The 16233-nt window shown below is 64.8% G+C and carries 14 protein-coding genes; 6 read left to right on the forward strand and 8 right to left on the reverse strand.

Annotated elements, in window-relative coordinates; all coding sequences use genetic code 11:
• Positions 1–220 precede the first annotated feature (220 nt).
• Positions 221–733, reverse strand: coding sequence for a single-stranded DNA-binding protein (ssb, locus tag ASC68_RS13375; protein WP_055879983.1), 513 nt, complete (start codon positions 731–733; stop codon positions 221–223).
• A 414-nt stretch (positions 734–1147) separates the two neighbouring features.
• Here ssb and uvrA point away from each other — a divergent pair, with 414 nt between their 5' ends.
• The 5 genes from uvrA (at position 1148) to ASC68_RS28335 (ending at position 6692) form a co-directional block, all read left to right on the forward strand.
• On the forward strand, positions 1148–4036 hold the full coding sequence (gene uvrA, locus ASC68_RS13380; protein ID WP_055879985.1) for an excinuclease ABC subunit UvrA: 2889 nt from the start codon (positions 1148–1150) through the stop codon (positions 4034–4036).
• 134 nt (positions 4037–4170) lie between these two features.
• Positions 4171–4791 (forward strand): RNA ligase family protein, encoded by a 621-nt coding sequence (locus tag ASC68_RS13385; protein ID WP_055879987.1) that lies wholly within the window; start codon positions 4171–4173, stop codon positions 4789–4791.
• A gap of 79 nt (positions 4792–4870) precedes the next feature.
• Positions 4871–5938 carry a dipeptidase gene (locus tag ASC68_RS13390; protein ID WP_055879989.1) on the forward strand — a complete coding sequence of 356 codons (1068 nt, stop codon included), beginning with the start codon at positions 4871–4873 and terminating at the stop codon, positions 5936–5938.
• A gap of 248 nt (positions 5939–6186) precedes the next feature.
• Positions 6187–6333, forward strand: coding sequence for a hypothetical protein (locus tag ASC68_RS28680; RefSeq protein ID WP_156384681.1), 147 nt, complete (start codon positions 6187–6189; stop codon positions 6331–6333).
• A 209-nt stretch (positions 6334–6542) separates the two neighbouring features.
• Entirely contained in the window at positions 6543–6692 is a 150-nt protein-coding gene (locus ASC68_RS28335) for a DUF1127 domain-containing protein (RefSeq protein ID WP_082434573.1), read from the forward strand.
• Between the two features lie 151 nt (positions 6693–6843).
• Here the strand turns inward: ASC68_RS28335 and ASC68_RS13395 are convergent, their stop codons facing one another.
• Together ASC68_RS13395 and ASC68_RS13400 are read right to left on the reverse strand one after the other, a co-directional pair.
• Positions 6844–7491 carry a glutathione S-transferase family protein gene (locus ASC68_RS13395; protein ID WP_055879992.1) on the reverse strand — a complete coding sequence of 216 codons (648 nt, stop codon included), beginning with the start codon at positions 7489–7491 and terminating at the stop codon, positions 6844–6846.
• A gap of 123 nt (positions 7492–7614) precedes the next feature.
• Positions 7615–8106: an ester cyclase gene (locus ASC68_RS13400; RefSeq protein WP_055879995.1), complete on the reverse strand. Its 492-nt coding sequence runs from the start codon at positions 8104–8106 to the stop codon at positions 7615–7617.
• Between the two features lie 227 nt (positions 8107–8333).
• On the opposite strand from ASC68_RS13400, the gene trmFO reads away from it, so the two are divergent.
• Complete coding sequence (trmFO, locus tag ASC68_RS13405) at positions 8334–9725, forward strand: methylenetetrahydrofolate--tRNA-(uracil(54)-C(5))-methyltransferase (FADH(2)-oxidizing) TrmFO (protein ID WP_055881223.1); 1392 nt, start codon at positions 8334–8336, stop codon at positions 9723–9725.
• 327 nt (positions 9726–10052) lie between these two features.
• Here trmFO and ASC68_RS13410 read toward each other — a convergent pair whose 3' ends face one another.
• From ASC68_RS13410 to yajC, 5 genes are all read right to left on the reverse strand, one after another.
• Complete coding sequence (locus ASC68_RS13410; RefSeq protein ID WP_055879998.1) at positions 10053–11819, reverse strand: DUF4153 domain-containing protein; 1767 nt, start codon at positions 11817–11819, stop codon at positions 10053–10055.
• A 69-nt stretch (positions 11820–11888) separates the two neighbouring features.
• Positions 11889–12728, reverse strand: coding sequence for a phytoene/squalene synthase family protein (locus tag ASC68_RS13415; RefSeq protein WP_055879999.1), 840 nt, complete (start codon positions 12726–12728; stop codon positions 11889–11891).
• Positions 12725–13114, reverse strand: a complete 390-nt coding sequence (locus ASC68_RS13420) for an MTH938/NDUFAF3 family protein (protein WP_055880002.1) — start codon at positions 13112–13114, stop codon at positions 12725–12727. The genes ASC68_RS13415 and ASC68_RS13420 overlap by 4 nt, the downstream gene beginning before the upstream one ends.
• Positions 13115–13117: 3 nt before the next feature.
• On the reverse strand, positions 13118–15673 hold the full coding sequence (secD, locus tag ASC68_RS13425; protein ID WP_055880005.1) for a protein translocase subunit SecD: 2556 nt from the start codon (positions 15671–15673) through the stop codon (positions 13118–13120).
• Between the two features lie 136 nt (positions 15674–15809).
• The gene (gene yajC, locus ASC68_RS13430; protein ID WP_055880006.1) at positions 15810–16160 is read right to left on the reverse strand and encodes a preprotein translocase subunit YajC; all 351 of its coding nucleotides are present in this window, start codon (positions 16158–16160) and stop codon (positions 15810–15812) included.
• Positions 16161–16233 lie beyond the last annotated feature (73 nt).

A 16233-nucleotide genomic window follows, 5' to 3' on the forward strand; every position in this document is an offset into this window, starting at 1 on the left:
TTCGCTAGAAAGCTCCTCGTCACAGCCAACGCCATCCTCAAGACCGGACAGCCCTTCAAAGCCTGAACAACACAGTTGCCAGCTTTCGCTGGGATGACACCGAGTTGGTGGGGCGATCTGTGCCTTCCAAAGGTAAAACGCAGCGCTGCCCCCGACCTCAAACGAAAACGGGCCGCTTGCGCGACCCGTCGTAACCCAGTTGTCCGATGCGGCTACCGCCTCAGAACGGGATGTCGTCATCCATCGAGCCGGATTCGAAGGCCGGGGCCGAGCTCGGGCGGCGCTCCTGCCGGGCCGGCGGGCCACCGAAGCCGCCGCCGCTGGATTCGCGCGGGCTGGAGAAACCACCGCCACCCGAGGCGCCGGCGCCTTCGCCGTCATTGCGGCCATCGAGCATCGTCAGGTTCGAGTTGAAGCCCTGCAGCACCACCTCGGTCGAATACTTGTCCTGGCCCGACTGGTCCTGCCACTTGCGGGTCTGCAGCTGGCCCTCGATGTAGACCTTGGAACCCTTCCGCAGGTACTGCTCGGCGACGCGCACCAGGCCTTCCGAGAAGATCACCACGCGGTGCCACTCGGTACGCTCCTTGCGCTCGCCGGAATTCTTGTCGCGCCACTGTTCGGAGGTCGCGACGCTCAGGTTCACCACCTTGCCACCCGATGGCAGGTTCCGCACCTCGGGGTCATTGCCGAGATTGCCCACCAGGATGACCTTGTTCACGCTGCCAGCCATGGCACTTTCCTTTCCAACTTTTCCCGGAGACGCGCCCGGGAGAAACTCCGGCGCGTATCCTACCGCTATCGTCCGCCCGGCGCGCGCGCCAAAGGGCCTTAGCCCACAGCTTCGTCGGCGCGTCGTCGTTCCTCTTATGTTCTCCTCGCGCCGCGGTTTGTCAAGCGTGGGCTGCAATGTGCCACCGCACGACAGCACTTGACCGACTCTCGGGTTGTTCCTCTTATGTTCACGTGAAGTTTTGAGCAGAGCTGTGAACCGCCGTGGTGACAGGAACCGTTGCGGCGTGGTTAAGTTGCAAGTCGGGCGCCGGATACCCAGATGTGCGGCCTAGCCCCTCTTTTTTGAAACCCTGACACGATTTGGCACAAAGCGGCACTATGGTCGCTTGCCCTCGTCAAGTGGAAGTCTTTGATGGCCGACAGACCTAACCCGAACCGCGATCTCGTCATCAGGGGCGCCAAGGAACACAACCTCAAGAACATCGACCTGAGGTTGCCGCGCGACAGCCTCATCGTGATGACCGGGTTGAGTGGCTCGGGCAAGTCGTCGCTCGCCTTCGACACTATCTATGCCGAGGGCCAGCGCCGCTACGTGGAATCGCTGAGCGCCTATGCGCGCCAGTTCCTCGAGATGATGCAGAAGCCCGATGTCGAACAGATCGACGGCCTCTCGCCCGCCATCTCGATCGAGCAGAAGACCACCTCGCGCAACCCGCGCTCGACCGTCGGCACGGTCACCGAGATCTACGACTACCTCCGCCTCTTATTCGCGCGCGTCGGCATCCCCTACTCGCCGGTCACCGGCCTCCCCATCCAGAGCCAGACCGTCAGCCAGATGGTCGACATCGTCATGTCGCAGCCGCCGGAAACCCGGCTCTATCTGCTGGCGCCGATCGCCCGCGGCCGTAAGGGCGAGTATAAGCGCGAACTCAATGACCTGATGCGCAAGGGCTTTCAGCGCGTCAAGATCGACGGCGAGTTCCACGACATCGAAGACGCGCCTAACCTCGACAAGAAGATCAAGCACGACGTCGAAGTGGTGGTCGACCGCCTGGTCGTCGGCCCCGACATCGCCACCCGCCTCGCCGAAAGCTTCGAGACGGCGCTGAAGCTCGCCGACGGCATCGCCTTCGCCGAGTTCGCCGACGAGCTCGATGAGAACGGCGCGCCCAAACGGCTGATCTTCTCCGAGAAATTCGCCGATCCGATCTCCGGCTTCACCATCCCCGAGATCGAACCGCGGCTGTTCTCGTTCAACAACCCGTTCGGCGCCTGCCCGGTCTGTGATGGCCTCGGTACCGAGCAGAAGATCGATCCGAACCTGATCGTCCCCGATGTCAGCCTTTCGCTGCGCGACGGGGCTATTCTGCCATGGTCGAAGACCAGCGCGCCCTACTACCTGCAGACCCTGCAGGCGGTAGCCAAGCACTATGGCGCCTCCACCGGCACCGCCTGGGAGGAGCTCTCCTTCGAGGTGCAGCACGCGATCCTCTTCGGCACCGGCTCGACGCCGATCAACTTCGTCTATGACGATGGCCTTCGTACCTACAAGTCGACCAAGCCCTTCGAGGGCGTGATCGGCAACCTCGAGCGGCGCTACAAGGAGACCGAGAGCGCCGGCATGCGCGAGGAAATCGAGAAGTACATGTCGCAGGCGCCCTGCGTCGCCTGTAACGGCTACCGCCTGAAGCCCGAAGCGCTGGCGGTAAAGATCGATGGCCTCCACATCGCGCAGGTCAGCGAGAAGTCGATCAAGGCCGCAGCCGAGTGGTTCACCACCCTGCCAGCCAAGCTCACCGAGCAGCAGAACAAGATCGGCGAGCGCATCTTCAAGGAGATCCGCGAGCGCCTAGGCTTCCTCAACGATGTCGGCCTCGACTATCTGACGCTGGCCCGCAATTCCGGCTCGCTCTCAGGCGGCGAGAGCCAGCGCATCCGGCTTGCCAGCCAGATCGGCTCCGGCCTTACCGGCGTGCTCTACGTGCTCGACGAGCCCTCGATCGGCCTGCACCAGCGCGACAATGCCCGCTTGCTCGAAACGCTGCAACGGCTGCGCGACATCGGCAACACGGTGATCGTCGTCGAGCACGACGAGGATGCGATCCTGCTCGCCGACTATGTCGTCGACATCGGCCCGGGCGCCGGCGTCAATGGCGGCCACATCGTCGCCGAAGGCACGCCGCAGCAGGTGATCAGCAATCCCAAGAGCATCACCGGCCAGTACCTGTCGGGCGCGCTCAGCATTCCGATGCCGATCGAACGGCGGAAGCAATCGAAGACCAAGAAGCTCCACATCGACGGGGCGACCGGCAACAATCTGAAGAACGTCTCGGTCGACGTACCCCTGGGCAACTTCGTCGCCATCACCGGCGTCTCCGGCGGCGGCAAGTCGACGCTGATGATCGACACCATGTATCAGGCGATCGCCCGCCGGCTGAACGGCGCGCGCGTCAACCCGGCGCCGCACAACCACCTCACCGGTCTCGAGCACCTCGACAAGGTGATCGACATCGACCAGTCGCCGATCGGCCGCACGCCGCGCTCGAACCCCGCCACCTATACCGGCGCCTTCGGTCCGATGCGCGAATGGTTCGCCGGCCTGCCGGAAGCCAAGGCGCGTGGCTATGGCCCGGGCCGGTTCTCGTTCAACGTCAAGGGCGGCCGCTGCGAGAAGTGCGAAGGTGACGGCGTCATCAAGATCGAGATGCACTTCCTGCCCGATGTCTATGTCACCTGCGAAGTGTGCAAGGGCCACCGCTACAACCGCGAGACCCTCGAGGTGCAGTTCAAGGGCAAGTCGATCGCCGACGTGCTCGACATGACCATCGACGAAGCCGTTGAGTTCTTCGCCGCGGTTCCCTCCATCCGCGAGAAGTTCCTCACCCTGCAGCGCGTCGGCCTCGGCTACGTCAAGGTCGGCCAGCCGGCCACCACCCTTTCGGGCGGCGAGGCGCAGCGCGTCAAGCTTTCGAAGGAACTCAGCCGCCGCGCCACCGGGCGCACGCTCTACATGCTCGACGAGCCGACAACCGGGTTGCATTTCCACGACATCGCCAAGCTCCTTGAAGTGCTGCACGAGCTGGTCGACACCGGCAACACCGTGGTGGTGATCGAGCACAACCTCGAAGTCATCAAGACCGCCGACTGGGTCATCGACATGGGCCCCGAAGGCGGCGATGGCGGCGGCGAGGTGGTCGGCATCGGCACCCCCGAGGACATCGCGGCCAACCCGCGCTCGCACACCGGCCGCTTCCTCAAGGAAATCATGGAACGCCGCCCGCAGCGGACTGCGGCGGAGTAAAGCCGCTTGGCTGCGGGATGACTTCCGGCGTCGAGGCATCGGCGAAGCGGTCGACCCGACAGGCAGCCTGCCGGCGCGGTCCTTGCCTGGCAGGCTGATTGCTTTGCAGCCCGACGGCGTGCTTGGTGCGCAGCATGAAGAAATACGGACGGACCTACCACCTGCCGATTTCGCCCGGCGCCACCAGCGACGACAAGGTGATGCTGGGGCTCGACGGGCTGATGGCCGACGATCTGGTGGTCACCGAGAAGATGGACGGCGAGAACACCACCATCCATCACGGGGGTTCGCACGCCCGCAGCCCCGATAGCCGATACCACCCATCCCGTGACTGGCTGAAGGCCTTTGCCGCCGGCATCAGCTCGCAACTGGCCGATGGCGAACGCATCGTCGGCGAGAACGTCTACGCCCGACATTCAGTGGGCTATGACAACCTGCCGTCTTATTTCCTCGGCTTCGGTTGGATCATCGATGACGAGATCCAGCCCTGGGATGCCACATTGGCGCGGTTCGAAGAGCTCGGCGTCACGCCGGTCCCAACACTCTATCGCGGACCCTTCACGACAAGCCTGTTCGAAAACCTCGCCGCATCGCTGGATCGGACAAGGCAGGAAGGCTTCGTCGTGCGCGTCGCGGCTGCGTTCCCGGAAGCGGAAATGCCGATTCGCATGGGCAAATATGTGCGGGCGGGCCACGTTCAGGACGAGACGCACTGGATGAAGGCCGAGCTTATCGCCAACCGCTTGGCGAAGTGACACCGCCCGCGGAACCGGGCGGCGGGCTCTTGTTCCGATCCCCGGCCCCTGCTCTTCTCTCGCCCAGACTCTCTCGCGCATGGACCTCACCTTGACCACGCCCCTCCCCATCTTCGACGGCCATAACGACGCGCTGCTGCGCCTGTTCAATTCGACTGCTGCGGACCCGGTCGCCGGCTTTCTTGCCGGTGGCGAGGACGGGCATATCGACCTGCCCAAGGCGCGCGCCGGCCATCTCGCCGGTGGCCTGTTCGCGGTGTTCTGCCCTTCGCCTGAGAAGATCGATTTCGGCGCCCTGCGCGCCGCCGGTGGCGAGGTGCCGATGCCGCCGCCGCTCCCCATGGACGCGGCCCGCCAGAGCGCCGTGCGGATGATCTCGCTGCTGTTCCAGCTCGAGCGCGCCTCCGCCGGCCAGTTCGCAGTATGCCGCAGCGCCGCCGATATCCGCAGCGCCATGGGGCGTGGAGCGATGGCGGCTGTCCTCCATATCGAGGGCGTCGAGTGCATCGATCCCGAGCTCGATTTCCTCGAAGTGCTCTATGCCGCGGGGCTCCGCTCGCTCGGCCCAGTGTGGAGCCGCAACAATGCCTTCGGCTACGGAGTGCCGTTCCGCTTCCCCGGCTCGCCCGATATCGGCCCGGGCCTCACCGAGGCCGGCAAGCGCCTGATCGCGGCCTGCAATCGGCTGGGCGTGCTGATCGACCTGTCGCACCTCAACGAGCGCGGCTTCTGGGATGTGGCGGAACTGTCGAGCGCCCCGCTGGTCGCCACCCACTCCAACGCCCACGCCCTCTGCCCGACGCCGCGCAACCTCACCGACGACCAGTTGCGCGCCATCCGCGACAGCAACGGCATGGTCGGGCTCAACTTCGCCACCGGCTTTTTGAGACCCGACGGCCAGATGAACCCCGAGACCGATATCGAACTGATGGTCCGCCACCTCGACCACCTGATCGAGATCGCCGGCGACACCCATGTCGGCATCGGCTCGGATTTCGACGGCGCCATGATCCCGTCGACTATCGGCTCGGCAGCCGACCTGCCAGTGCTGGTCGAGGCACTCGAGCGCCATGGCTATGACCGGCCGCTGCTCGAGCGTATCGCTAGCAGCAATTGGCTGTCGTTGCTCGAACGCACGATCGGCTGAACCGATGCGTTTTCAGGAAAAGTTGCAGACTTTACCGGTTCGAAAGCGCGACCACATGAAACTGTTCGGCCCCGATCCCTGCCCTTTGTGGCGCCGGCCGGGCGGGTCGGCGCTTTTGCGCGAAATCTGTGACAGTCGCGTGAAATTGCCATGCATCTGATGCATGTCGGCACTGATAACTCACTGCATGCGCATTGGCGCAAATCGGCTCATGCTCCGGGTGTGGTGATCCGCAAAAGGAGAACGCCATGTTTGTTCGTGCCGTCTGGCGCCATCGGCGACTGGTCGACATCAGGCAGACCTTGCGGGAACTGGACGTCCCCACAACCCGCGATGCTCTGGGGATTGTGGGACCCGACTTCCAGAAGATGACCCGCGGACTGTTCGACCGCTAGCCCTTCATCTGTCGCTAACCATTCGAGAATGGCCGCCGTGTGCCCGGCGGCCATTTTCTTGCCCGGAGCCTGCCGCCAACCTGAATCGCAAATGAACGTGAGCGGTTAACGCCATGCACCAGACGCATAACGGTTCTGATACATCTCCATCTGCTCGTCCCCCACGAACGAGACTATCTATGTTCTCGTAAACGAAAGGAGACTTCCAAATGGGTATTCGCACTACGCTGAAGAAGTGGGCCGCCTACCAGCAGACCGTCCGTGAGCTCAATGCTCTCGACACCCGTCAGCTGAGCGATCTCGGCATCACTCGCACCGACATCCAGCGCATCGCCCGCGACCATGCGCGCACCATCTAACGGTTCGCTTTCTGGTTCGTGCCTGACGCCGGCATCTTAGAACGCTCGCTTCCTGATAGAAGCGGGCGTTCAGCCTTTCTGGGGCTCGGAGCGTTGTCAGGAAAAGTTGCAGACTTTTCCGGTTCGACAGCGCGACCAAGAATCAGTCTGGTCAAAACGCCAGCCGCCCCACCAGTTCCTCGTATGACACGTTGATCGCCTTGCGGAACGCCGCGCGCTCGTTGAGCCTCGAATGCCAGGCCTCGACATGCGGCAGCGATGGCCGCTCGATCGGCATGGTCGACCAGCGGAACAGCGACGCACCAGCGACGATATCGGCATAGCTGAGTTCGTTGCCGCCCAGGTACAGCGCCTCGGCCAGCCGCGCCTCCAGGATGCGGAAGCACTTGATCGAAGCCGACAGCGCCTTGTCGATCGCCGCAGCGTCCTGTTGCGCCACCGGCGTGCGCACCTTCAGCCAGAACAGCCCGATCCAGGCCGGCTGGAATGTCGTCGCCGTCCAGTCGGTCCACTGGTCCACCATCGCCCGATCCCGCGCCTCCATCGGAAACAGCAGCCCGCTGCCATACTCGGCGCTCAGATAGCGGACGATGGCGTGACTCTCCCAGATCGTCAGGTTGCCGTCGCGCAGCGTCGGCACCAGCCCGTTGGGGTTCATCGCCAGATACTCGGGCGTGTCGTTGCCCTTGAAACCGCCGCCCAACGGCACATGCTCGTAAGGCAGCTCGAGCTCTTCCAGCGCCCACACCACCTTCTGGACATTCCCCGAGCTCAAGCGCCCCCAAAGCGTGATGGTCATGGCGTCTCCAGAAAGTTGCGTGGTTCCCACTCGCTAACTATCTGGCGCGCAATGGCAAAACAAGGGCAGGCCGACCGAGCCCGCAAACCGTCATTCGCGGGCCCGTGGCCTTGCTCTGTAGTCTCAGTTGGCCGCCGGGGGCTTCATGGCGCCCAACTGGGTCATCATCTGCAGGAGTTGCTCGACGTGCCAGACTTCGGCGAGCTTGCCGTCGCGGACCAGCCAGACATCGATCGCTTTGAAGTCCACCGGCTTGTTGGTGGCGGGCATCTCCATCATCTTCCCGTCATTGGTGCCCTTGGCGGTGGAAACCACGGTCACGTAGTCGCCACTCACCAGCACCATGTCGTTCTCGATCTTCATGTCGGAGAACGCCGTGGCGAACCCCTGAAGCTCCTTGGTCAGCGCCTCGACACCCGCAGCCATATCAGGGCCGCCAGTGTGATCGACGATGTCGGCAGCGATGAACTCCGGAAAGGCATCGAAGTTTCGAGCGTTGAACTCGGTGTAGAACCGCCGGGCGAGCGCCTCGTTTGCGGCGTCATCCGCCAGCGCTGGCCAGACTGCCAGGGCGAGTGCTCCGAGGGCGACAAAACCAACGAACAATCTCTTCATGTGGGCCTCCCTAAGCTTGGTGCACGCTGTCCGGGACCGGACCGTGACAGAGCGGGAAACGCGTCGCCGAGGGGGGCGACCCGGCCGCTCCAAGTTCTAGCACCGAGGGCCGTGGCGGGTAACACACGTCCCCGTGTCGTCCGGATCGCTCTGTCCCGCCGATGCGTGATGGCGAAGGCGCCGCCCCCAACGTTGCGCAGCCGCGCCCCAATTGCTATCTGGCGCCCATGTCAAAACACCTCGAACCCATTCATGTGATCGGCGGCGGGCTCGCGGGCTCGGAAGCCGCCTGGCAAGCCGCCGAAGCCGGCGCCAAGGTGGTGCTGCACGAGATGCGGCCTACCCAGAAGACCGACGCGCACCAGACCGAAGGCTTTGCCGAGCTGGTCTGCTCCAACAGCTTCCGCTCCGACGATCACCAGCACAACGCCGTCGGCCTGCTGCATGAAGAGATGCGCCGCTGCAACTCGCTGATCATGCGTGCCGCCGATGCGCACAAGCTGCCGGCCGGTGGCGCGCTGGCGGTCGATCGCGACGCGTTCTCCGATGCGGTCACCGCCGCCATCCACAACCACCCGAACATCACGATCGAGCGCGGTGAAGTTGCGGGCCTGCCGCCCGAAGCGTGGCAGAACGTCGTCGTCGCCACCGGGCCGCTGACCTCCCCTGCCCTTGCTGAGGCAATCCAGCAGCTGACCGGCGAGGACTCGCTCGCTTTCTTCGACGCCATCGCGCCGATCGTCCACCATGAGTCGATCAACCACGACATCGTCTGGGCGCAGTCGCGCTACGACAAGGTCGGGCCGATGGGCAACGGCCAGGATTACCTCAACTGCCCGATGGACGAAGCGCAATACAACGCCTTCGTTGATGCGCTGGTCAGCGCCCCGCTGCATGAGTTCAAGGATTGGGAGAAGGTGCCGTATTTCGATGGCTGCCTGCCCATCGAAGTGATGGCCGAGCGCGGCCGCGACACGCTGCGCTGGGGCCCGATGAAGCCGGTCGGCCTCACCAACCCGCGCAACCCGACGGTAAAGGCGCACGCCATCGTGCAACTCCGCCAGGATAATGCGCTGGGCACGCTCTGGAACATGGTCGGCTTCCAGACCAAGATGCGCTACGGCATCCAGGCCGAGATTTTCCGCATGATCCCCGGTCTCGAGAATGCGCAGTTCGCCCGGCTCGGTGGACTGCATCGCAACACCTTCCTCAACTCCCCCAAGGTGCTGGATGCAAACTTGAGGCTTAAGGCGATGCCGCGGCTGCGCTTTGCCGGCCAGGTCACCGGCGTTGAGGGCTATGTCGAAAGCGCCGCCGTCGGCCTGATGGCCGGCCGCATGGCCGCCGCCGACGCGCGCGGCGAGCAACTGGCGATCCCGCCGGCCACTACGGCGATGGGCGCTCTGATCAACCACATCACCGGCGGCCATCTCGAGGCCGAGGCCTATTCCGGGGCGCGCAGCTTCCAGCCGATGAACGTCAATTTCGGCCTGTTCCCGCCGGTATCGATCGCCAAACCCGAAGGCCATGTCGGCCGCTGGAAATCGACCGAGAAGACCATCGCCAAGAAAGAAGCGATCACCTCCCGGGCGCTCGACGACATCATGGCGTGGGCCTGACGGGATTCGTCCCCAACCACCGGGTCACCCCGGCGTAGGCCCATATCGCTAAGTTAGAGGATACCTGCTGCCCTTATGCCGCGCCCATCGGCGAACTTGCCACCCGGCAGCGCCCCATACTCGGTGTCATCCCTGCGAAAGCAGGGACCCAACTCACAGCCCGCGCACGTGGATAGATGGGTCACTGCTTTCGCAGGGATGACAGCCGGTGGGTGGGCACGATCGTAACTTGGCGCGTATGGGCGCAGGCCGGGGCCCATCCTGAGGCCTCTCCAACCTAGCCCGAAGGCGGCAGCATCCAGTATGGGCTCCGGCGCAGTTGGCAGGCTATTGGGCCACGGCCGAGAATAGCTGACCATCGAGACTGCTCAGCACATTGGGGCCGTCATTGTTCTCGCCGCGATCAAAGCTTGCCGACTGCAGCACCAACCGGTAGCTCGTGCCCGCCACCGTGAAGTCGATCCACGGCGCGACGAGGAAGCCACCGCTCTGCTGGGCCAGCCAGGCGGTGAGGTCGAGCGGTTGCAGATTCTCGTCGGTACTGCCTGCCGGGCCGACCCGAACTGCGCCGCCCGACATGACGAAGCGCAGCGGCGGCAAAGCAACCGCGGTGTCGCCGTAGAGCCCGACCGGGCGGACCAGGTAAGGTGTCGCCGTCACGTCAATCGGCGCGCCATCGAAATCGCGGAACAGCGTCGCAAAGCGCTGTTCGCCATCGGTGGTCGGCTGACTGATCCCCAGCGCCTCCAGCACCACGTAGGATCCATCCTGCAGCGGATCCCAGGTCACGCCATACCTGCCCATCACCTCGCGCACCGCGCGCTGCCCTTCGCGCGAGCCGGTGAGGTAGTCGATGATGCCTCGCGCCTCGGCGATCTCCTCGGCGCTCCAGTCGCCGCGCGGCGGACTGGCGGATTTGTCGGCGCCGGCATTCATCACCAGTGCGTCAAGCCGCATCGCCTGGGTACTTTGCGCCAGATAGCTGTAATTCCACGGCCCCACCGACAGCACCATGAGGATGAGGCCGGCCAGCGCCGGGATCAGCCGGATGTCGCCCCGCCCGACGATGAACACCAACGCCAGCAATGCGGCCCAGGCGCCGCCCGCCAGCAGCAGGATGCGTTCCGCAGTGAGGCCATAGGCATCCACCCGCACCCACACCGCGATGAAGAACAGTACCAGCGGCGCCAGCGTCAGCCAGAACCACCAGGCACGGAACAATCGAACCAGCGGTCGCGATCGCATGAAGGCCGGATGGACGATCAGCCAGGTCGCCGCCCCGGTAACCACTAACCCGAGCACCATCCAGCCGATCATCCCCTGCGGCAGCTTCTGCGTGATGGCGATCTGTGCCGCGTAGGCGAGCAGGATCAGCGCATAGATCACCAGCAGCGGCACCAGGATGAACTGGCCGATGAAGCCGATCGACAGCGGCAGGAAGTCGACCCGGTCGAGCTCACCAGCCCGATAGGCCGACAGTCTGGGCAGCGTCGCCAGCCAGTAGACCGGTGCGAGGAACAGCCCGACGAACGGCAGCACCGTGTTGTAGAAGATCTGCCCGGTCTCGAGGCCGAACAGGATCGACAGCGAGCGCTCGATCGCCGCGGTGCCAAGCCCGATGATAAGTGCCGCGGCAGCCGCGATCACCGCCGTGGCGACGGCCTGCTGGTTGGTCCACCAGAAACGATCCTGCTGCTCGGCCCGCGGCGCCCCGCGCTCGATCCGGGTGAATGGCGACACCGACAGCCAGAGCAGTGCTATCGCCGGCAGCGCCCACGGCACGATCCAGGCCGTATCCGTCACCTGGAACGCGCCGATCGCCAACAGCGGCAGCGCGTAGGTCAGCAGCAGCCCGGCGATCCGCGCCGTCGGACGACTTTCGGTGAAGTAGACACCGGCCACGGCCAGTACTGCACCGGTCGCCAGCCCCGCCGCCGCGCGCATCCACGCTTCATCCTGCAGCCAGCTGACACTGTTCAGCGCCCCGATGACAACAAGCGTGTTGGCGAGCGCCAGGAGGATGGCCAACCAAAACCGCTGGCCGGTGAGCAGGAAATCCGGAGCCTGCTTCTCCAACCACGCCCTGAAGCCCATGCTGCTCTCATCCCCCGAGGCAATGCCTGCGATGTCATGATGGCGATTCTCAGACCGACTGTCAGTCCATCAGGCGCGACGTGCCGACCACCACCACATGGCGAGGATTTTGCGCCAGTCCGCCGTCGCGGCGGTCGCGGCGAACGGCGCGCGGTTGCGGGCAGCCTGGCGCAGCTCTGGCCCGAGCAACGCCGCCGGCGCGAAGGCCGGTCGCAGCGCACCGGGCAGCACCGCTATCGCCCGCTGCGCCTTGTCCAGATGCTCGACCGCCAGGTCGTTCACCTGCGCCAGCGCTGCGAACAGCCCCTCGCTCGCCGCGCCAGCGAGGATCTCGCCATCGGTCACGCCATTGGCCGCAAAGATGTTCATCGGCAGGAAGATGCGGCCCTGCGAGGCGTTGAAGCCGAAGGCGCGCAGGTGCCCGGCCAGCGCCTGCGCCACGCCCAGATGCCCAGCCGCATCGCCAGTCTCGACTTCAGTGCCGCCGTTCAGCACCATCGCCGCGAGCTGGTACAGCACCGAAACGGTCTCGCCGGCATAGCCTTCGAAGCTCGCGACATCAGGCATCGGGTCCTGGTAGAGGTCGAAGCGCCGGGCTGCCACCAGCCGGAGCAAGGGGCCGCTCGGCAGCCCATAGCGCGACATCGCATCGAGCAGGGCCGCCGCCAGTGGGTTCTGGCGCACATTGCCATGCCCCGTCCCCTTCAGCGCGTCGGCCCACCATTGCAGGCGGATTTCTCCGGCAGTCGGCTCGCGCGCCCGGTCACGGATCGACGCCACATCGGCGCTGAAGGCGTAGAGCGACTGGATCGCCGTGCGTTCCGGCTCTTTCAGTAGCAGCGTCGCAAAATAGCGATCGCGATCGGCATCGCGCAGGAAGCTCGCGACGTACCCGGCGTCTTCGCTCATCGGGCGTTCTCGACCGCAAGGAGCGCCGCGCCCACCGCGCGATCCTCGGCCAGCAGCACGTTGTAAGTGCGCACCGCCCCGCCTGTAGCGATGGCCTCGACGATCACCCGGCGCTCCTTCAGCGCGGCGCGCACCGCGGGGTCGAGCCCGGCGATATCGCCGCCAAGCCCGATCAGCAGCACATCGAGCTGATCGGCGGCCTCCAGCACGGCCTGAAGGCTATCGAGCGTCACCTCGCTGGGCTGCGTCGCCTCCCAGGCGAACATGCCGCCGGGGAGACAGAGCAGCGAGCCGCGATGCGACAGGCCGGCAAAGCGGAAACCGCCATTGCCGTAGGCATCGATGGGGACCTGCCGGGGATAGAACCCCTCCCCCCGCTCAACCACGGGCTAAACCGCGGCGCCGTCGGCGCGCTTATTCGCCTTGGCCTTCTTTTCCTTCTCTTCTTCCATCTCGCTGCGCGGCTTGAGCCCGAAATAGATCAGGATCGGGCCGCCGATGAAGATCGAGGAGTACATGCCGAAGATCGAGCCGAAGGTCATGGCGATGGTGAAGCCACGGATCGACTCGCCGCCGAAGAACACCAGCGGGAACAGCGCCAGGAGCACGGTGAACTGCGTCAGCGAGGTACGGACGATCGTCTGGTTGATCGAGAGATTGATAATCTCGGGCACCGACATCTTCTTGTATTTTCGTAAGTTCTCTCGGACGCGATCGGAAATCACCACCGTTTCGTTGAGCGACAGACCGACCAGTGTCAGCACCGCCGCGATCGAGGAGAGGTTGAACTCCAGCCCGGTGATCGAGAACAACCCGACGGTCATAATCACGTCGTGCAGCGTCGTCGTCACGGCGGCGAGACCGAACTGCCACTCGAAGCGGAACCAGACATAGATCAGGATGGCGAACAGCGTCACCAGCACGGCGATCGTGCCGTGGACGGCCAGTTCACCAGAAACCGTGCCGCTCACCGCCTCGGTGCGTCGAACCTCGTACTCCTCGGTCGCCAGCGTCTTGGTGACTTCCTGCACGGCCACCTGCTGCTCGGCGTCGCCGCCCGGCTGCAGCTGAATGCGCACCAGCAGGTCCTGTGGCGTGCCGAAGCTCTGCACCTGCACTTCGCCCAGGTTCAGCGGCTCGAGCAATTCACGCACGCGCGCCGGGTCGGCATCGCCCGTGGTGTGCTGCACTTCGATGGCGGAGCCGCCGACAAAGTCGATGCCGAGATTGAAGCCCTTGAAGTAGGCCGTGCCGATGGCGAGCACGGTCAGGACGATCGAGAGGATGATCGCCGCGCGGGACATCTTCATGAAGTCGATCTTGGTTCCGTCCGGGATGAACCGGAAGTGCTGGATCCGCAGCGTCTTGGGGCGCTTCCAGTGGTACCAGATGCCGATAAAGAAGCGGGTCACCGTATAGGCGGTGAACAGCGAGGTCAGGATGCCCAGCGCCAGCGTCACGGCAAAGCCCTGGATCGGGCCTGAGCCGAGGAAGTACAGCACAATGGCCGCAATCAGCTGCGTCAGGTGGGAGTCGATAATGGTGCCCCAGGCGCGGTGGAAGCCCGCGTCCAGCGCCGCGAGGATCGATTTGCCCGCCCGCTGCTCTTCTCGCATGCGCTCGTAGATCAGAACGTTGGCGTCGACCGCCACGCCGATGGTGAGCACGATACCGGCGATACCGGGCAGCGTCAGCGTTGCGCCGATCGCCGAGAGCGATCCGAGGATCAGGAAGATATTGAGCACCAGCGCCACGTTGGCGAACACGCCGAACAGGCCATAGGCGATAACCATGAACGCCAGCACGGCGACCGAGGCCACCGCACCCGCGGTGATGCCGGCGCGGATCGAGTCCGCACCGAGGCTGGGGCCGACCGAGCGCTCCTCGACCACGTCGAGGCTGGCCGGCAGCGCGCCGGCGCGCAGCAGCACGGCGAGATCGTTGGCCGATTGCGGGGTGAAATTGCCGCTGATCTGACCTGAGCCGCCGGTGATCGCCTGCTGGATGACCGGTGCGGTGATCACCTGGTTGTCGAGCACGATGGCGAAGCGCTTGCCGACATTCTTCGAAGTGATTTCGCCGAAGGTAATGGCGCCGCGAGTGTCGAACTGGAAGCTCACCACCGAACGCGAGGTCTGCTGGTCGAAGCCGGGCTGCGCGTTGGTCAGCGATTCACCGCCGAGCTCGATGTTCTCGTTCAGCAGCTCGCTGCCGCCATCGGCGCTCGGCAGGATGAAATAACCCGACGGAATGCCCTGTGCCTCGGCCTGCGCCGCGGTCATCGAGGGATGAACCAGGTGGAAGGTGAGGCGCGCCGTCTGCTGGACGAGGTCCTTCAGCCGCTCGGAATCCTCAAAACCCGGTACCTGCAGCAGGACGCGGTCCTGCCCCTGGCGCTGGATCGTCGGCTCGGTGGTGCCCACCTCGTCGACGCGGTTGCGGATCACTTCCATCGACTGCGCGACCAGCGACGACATCCGTTCCTTGACGCCGTCGGGCGTCAGCGACACCACGATCTTGCCGTCGGTCGTCTCGGAGAAGGCCAGCTCCGGCACGCCACCGACACCGAAACTGCTCGACACGTTGTTCTGCAGCTTCTGCACCGCTGTCATCGCGGCAGCCTTCTGCGTCGGGTCGGTCAGCTCGATGGTGATCGAATCCGGGCCGGTGGTGATCAGGTTGCCGATGCCGTTGTCATTGGCCAGCGCCGAGCGCACGTCGCGGCGCAGCGTCTTGATCCGCTCGGTGATGATCGACTCGCGGTTGACCTGCAGCAACAGGTGCGAGCCGCCCTGCAGGTCGAGGCCGAGCACCACGGTCTGCTTGGGCAGGAAGCCCGGCCAGCTGGCGAGGATATCCTTGGGCAGGAAGCTCGGGATGGTGAACAGGATGCCAAGTATCGCAACGATGACGATGATGGCTGACCGGAATGGCGATGACTGCATGGTCGGAACTTGGGTCCTGTATGGTGCTCCCGGGGACAGCAGGCCGCCCCGGAGCAAACGGAGCCCAGTGGCTCCGCGTCTATGTCAGAAATGCGTCAGCCGGCCCACTTGCTGGGCCGGCTGGAATGGAGATGGCTCAGGAAGCCTTGTTGTCGTTGACCGGCGTCGACTTGGAGCGGACGTCCGAGATACCGGCGCGCGTGACCTTGACGCGGGTACCCTGGGCGATCTCGACCTCGAGGTCTTCGCCATCGACTGCCTTGGTGACTTTGCCCACCAGGCCGCCCGAGGTGACCACGGTGTCGCCGCGGCTGATCGACGTCAGCATCGCCTGGTGCGCCTTCATGCGCTTCTGCTGCGGGCGGAAGATCAGCAGCCAGAAGATCACGACCAGCAGCAGGATCGGGGCGAACTGGATCAGCAGATCACCGGCGCCCATCGAGGGGGCAGCGCCTGCGGCTTGCGCGAAGGCGGGGGTCACGAACATTAAGAAGCTCCTTGCATAGTGGCTGTCGGCACGTCGGATGGCCGTTGTTGACCCATATAGGGCTGGTCTCCGG

This window comes from Devosia sp. Root105 (genome assembly GCF_001424865.1).
Taxonomy (GTDB): domain Bacteria; phylum Pseudomonadota; class Alphaproteobacteria; order Rhizobiales; family Devosiaceae; genus Devosia_A.

Bases quoted from the DNA above. Each gene is read 5' to 3' on its own strand.
- ASC68_RS13400 (WP_055879995.1), bottom strand. From the start codon at position 8,106: ATGAAGAGATTGTTCGTTGGTTTTGTCGCCCTCGGAGCACTCGCCCTG.
- ssb (WP_055879983.1), bottom strand. From the start codon at position 733: ATGGCTGGCAGCGTGAACAAGGTCATCCTGGTGGGCAATCTCGGCAAT.
- ASC68_RS13385 (WP_055879987.1), top strand. From the start codon at position 4,171: ATGAAGAAATACGGACGGACCTACCACCTGCCGATTTCGCCCGGCGCC.
- ASC68_RS13410 (WP_055879998.1), bottom strand. From the start codon at position 11,819: ATGGGCTTCAGGGCGTGGTTGGAGAAGCAGGCTCCGGATTTCCTGCTC.
- ASC68_RS28680 (WP_156384681.1), top strand. From the start codon at position 6,187: ATGTTTGTTCGTGCCGTCTGGCGCCATCGGCGACTGGTCGACATCAGG.
- ASC68_RS13390 (WP_055879989.1), top strand. From the start codon at position 4,871: ATGGACCTCACCTTGACCACGCCCCTCCCCATCTTCGACGGCCATAAC.
- ASC68_RS28335 (WP_082434573.1), top strand. From the start codon at position 6,543: ATGGGTATTCGCACTACGCTGAAGAAGTGGGCCGCCTACCAGCAGACC.
- secD (WP_055880005.1), bottom strand. From the start codon at position 15,673: ATGCAGTCATCGCCATTCCGGTCAGCCATCATCGTCATCGTTGCGATA.
- ASC68_RS13415 (WP_055879999.1), bottom strand. From the start codon at position 12,728: ATGAGCGAAGACGCCGGGTACGTCGCGAGCTTCCTGCGCGATGCCGAT.
- uvrA (WP_055879985.1), top strand. From the start codon at position 1,148: ATGGCCGACAGACCTAACCCGAACCGCGATCTCGTCATCAGGGGCGCC.
- trmFO (WP_055881223.1), top strand. From the start codon at position 8,334: ATGTCAAAACACCTCGAACCCATTCATGTGATCGGCGGCGGGCTCGCG.
- yajC (WP_055880006.1), bottom strand. From the start codon at position 16,160: ATGTTCGTGACCCCCGCCTTCGCGCAAGCCGCAGGCGCTGCCCCCTCG.
- ASC68_RS13395 (WP_055879992.1), bottom strand. From the start codon at position 7,491: ATGACCATCACGCTTTGGGGGCGCTTGAGCTCGGGGAATGTCCAGAAG.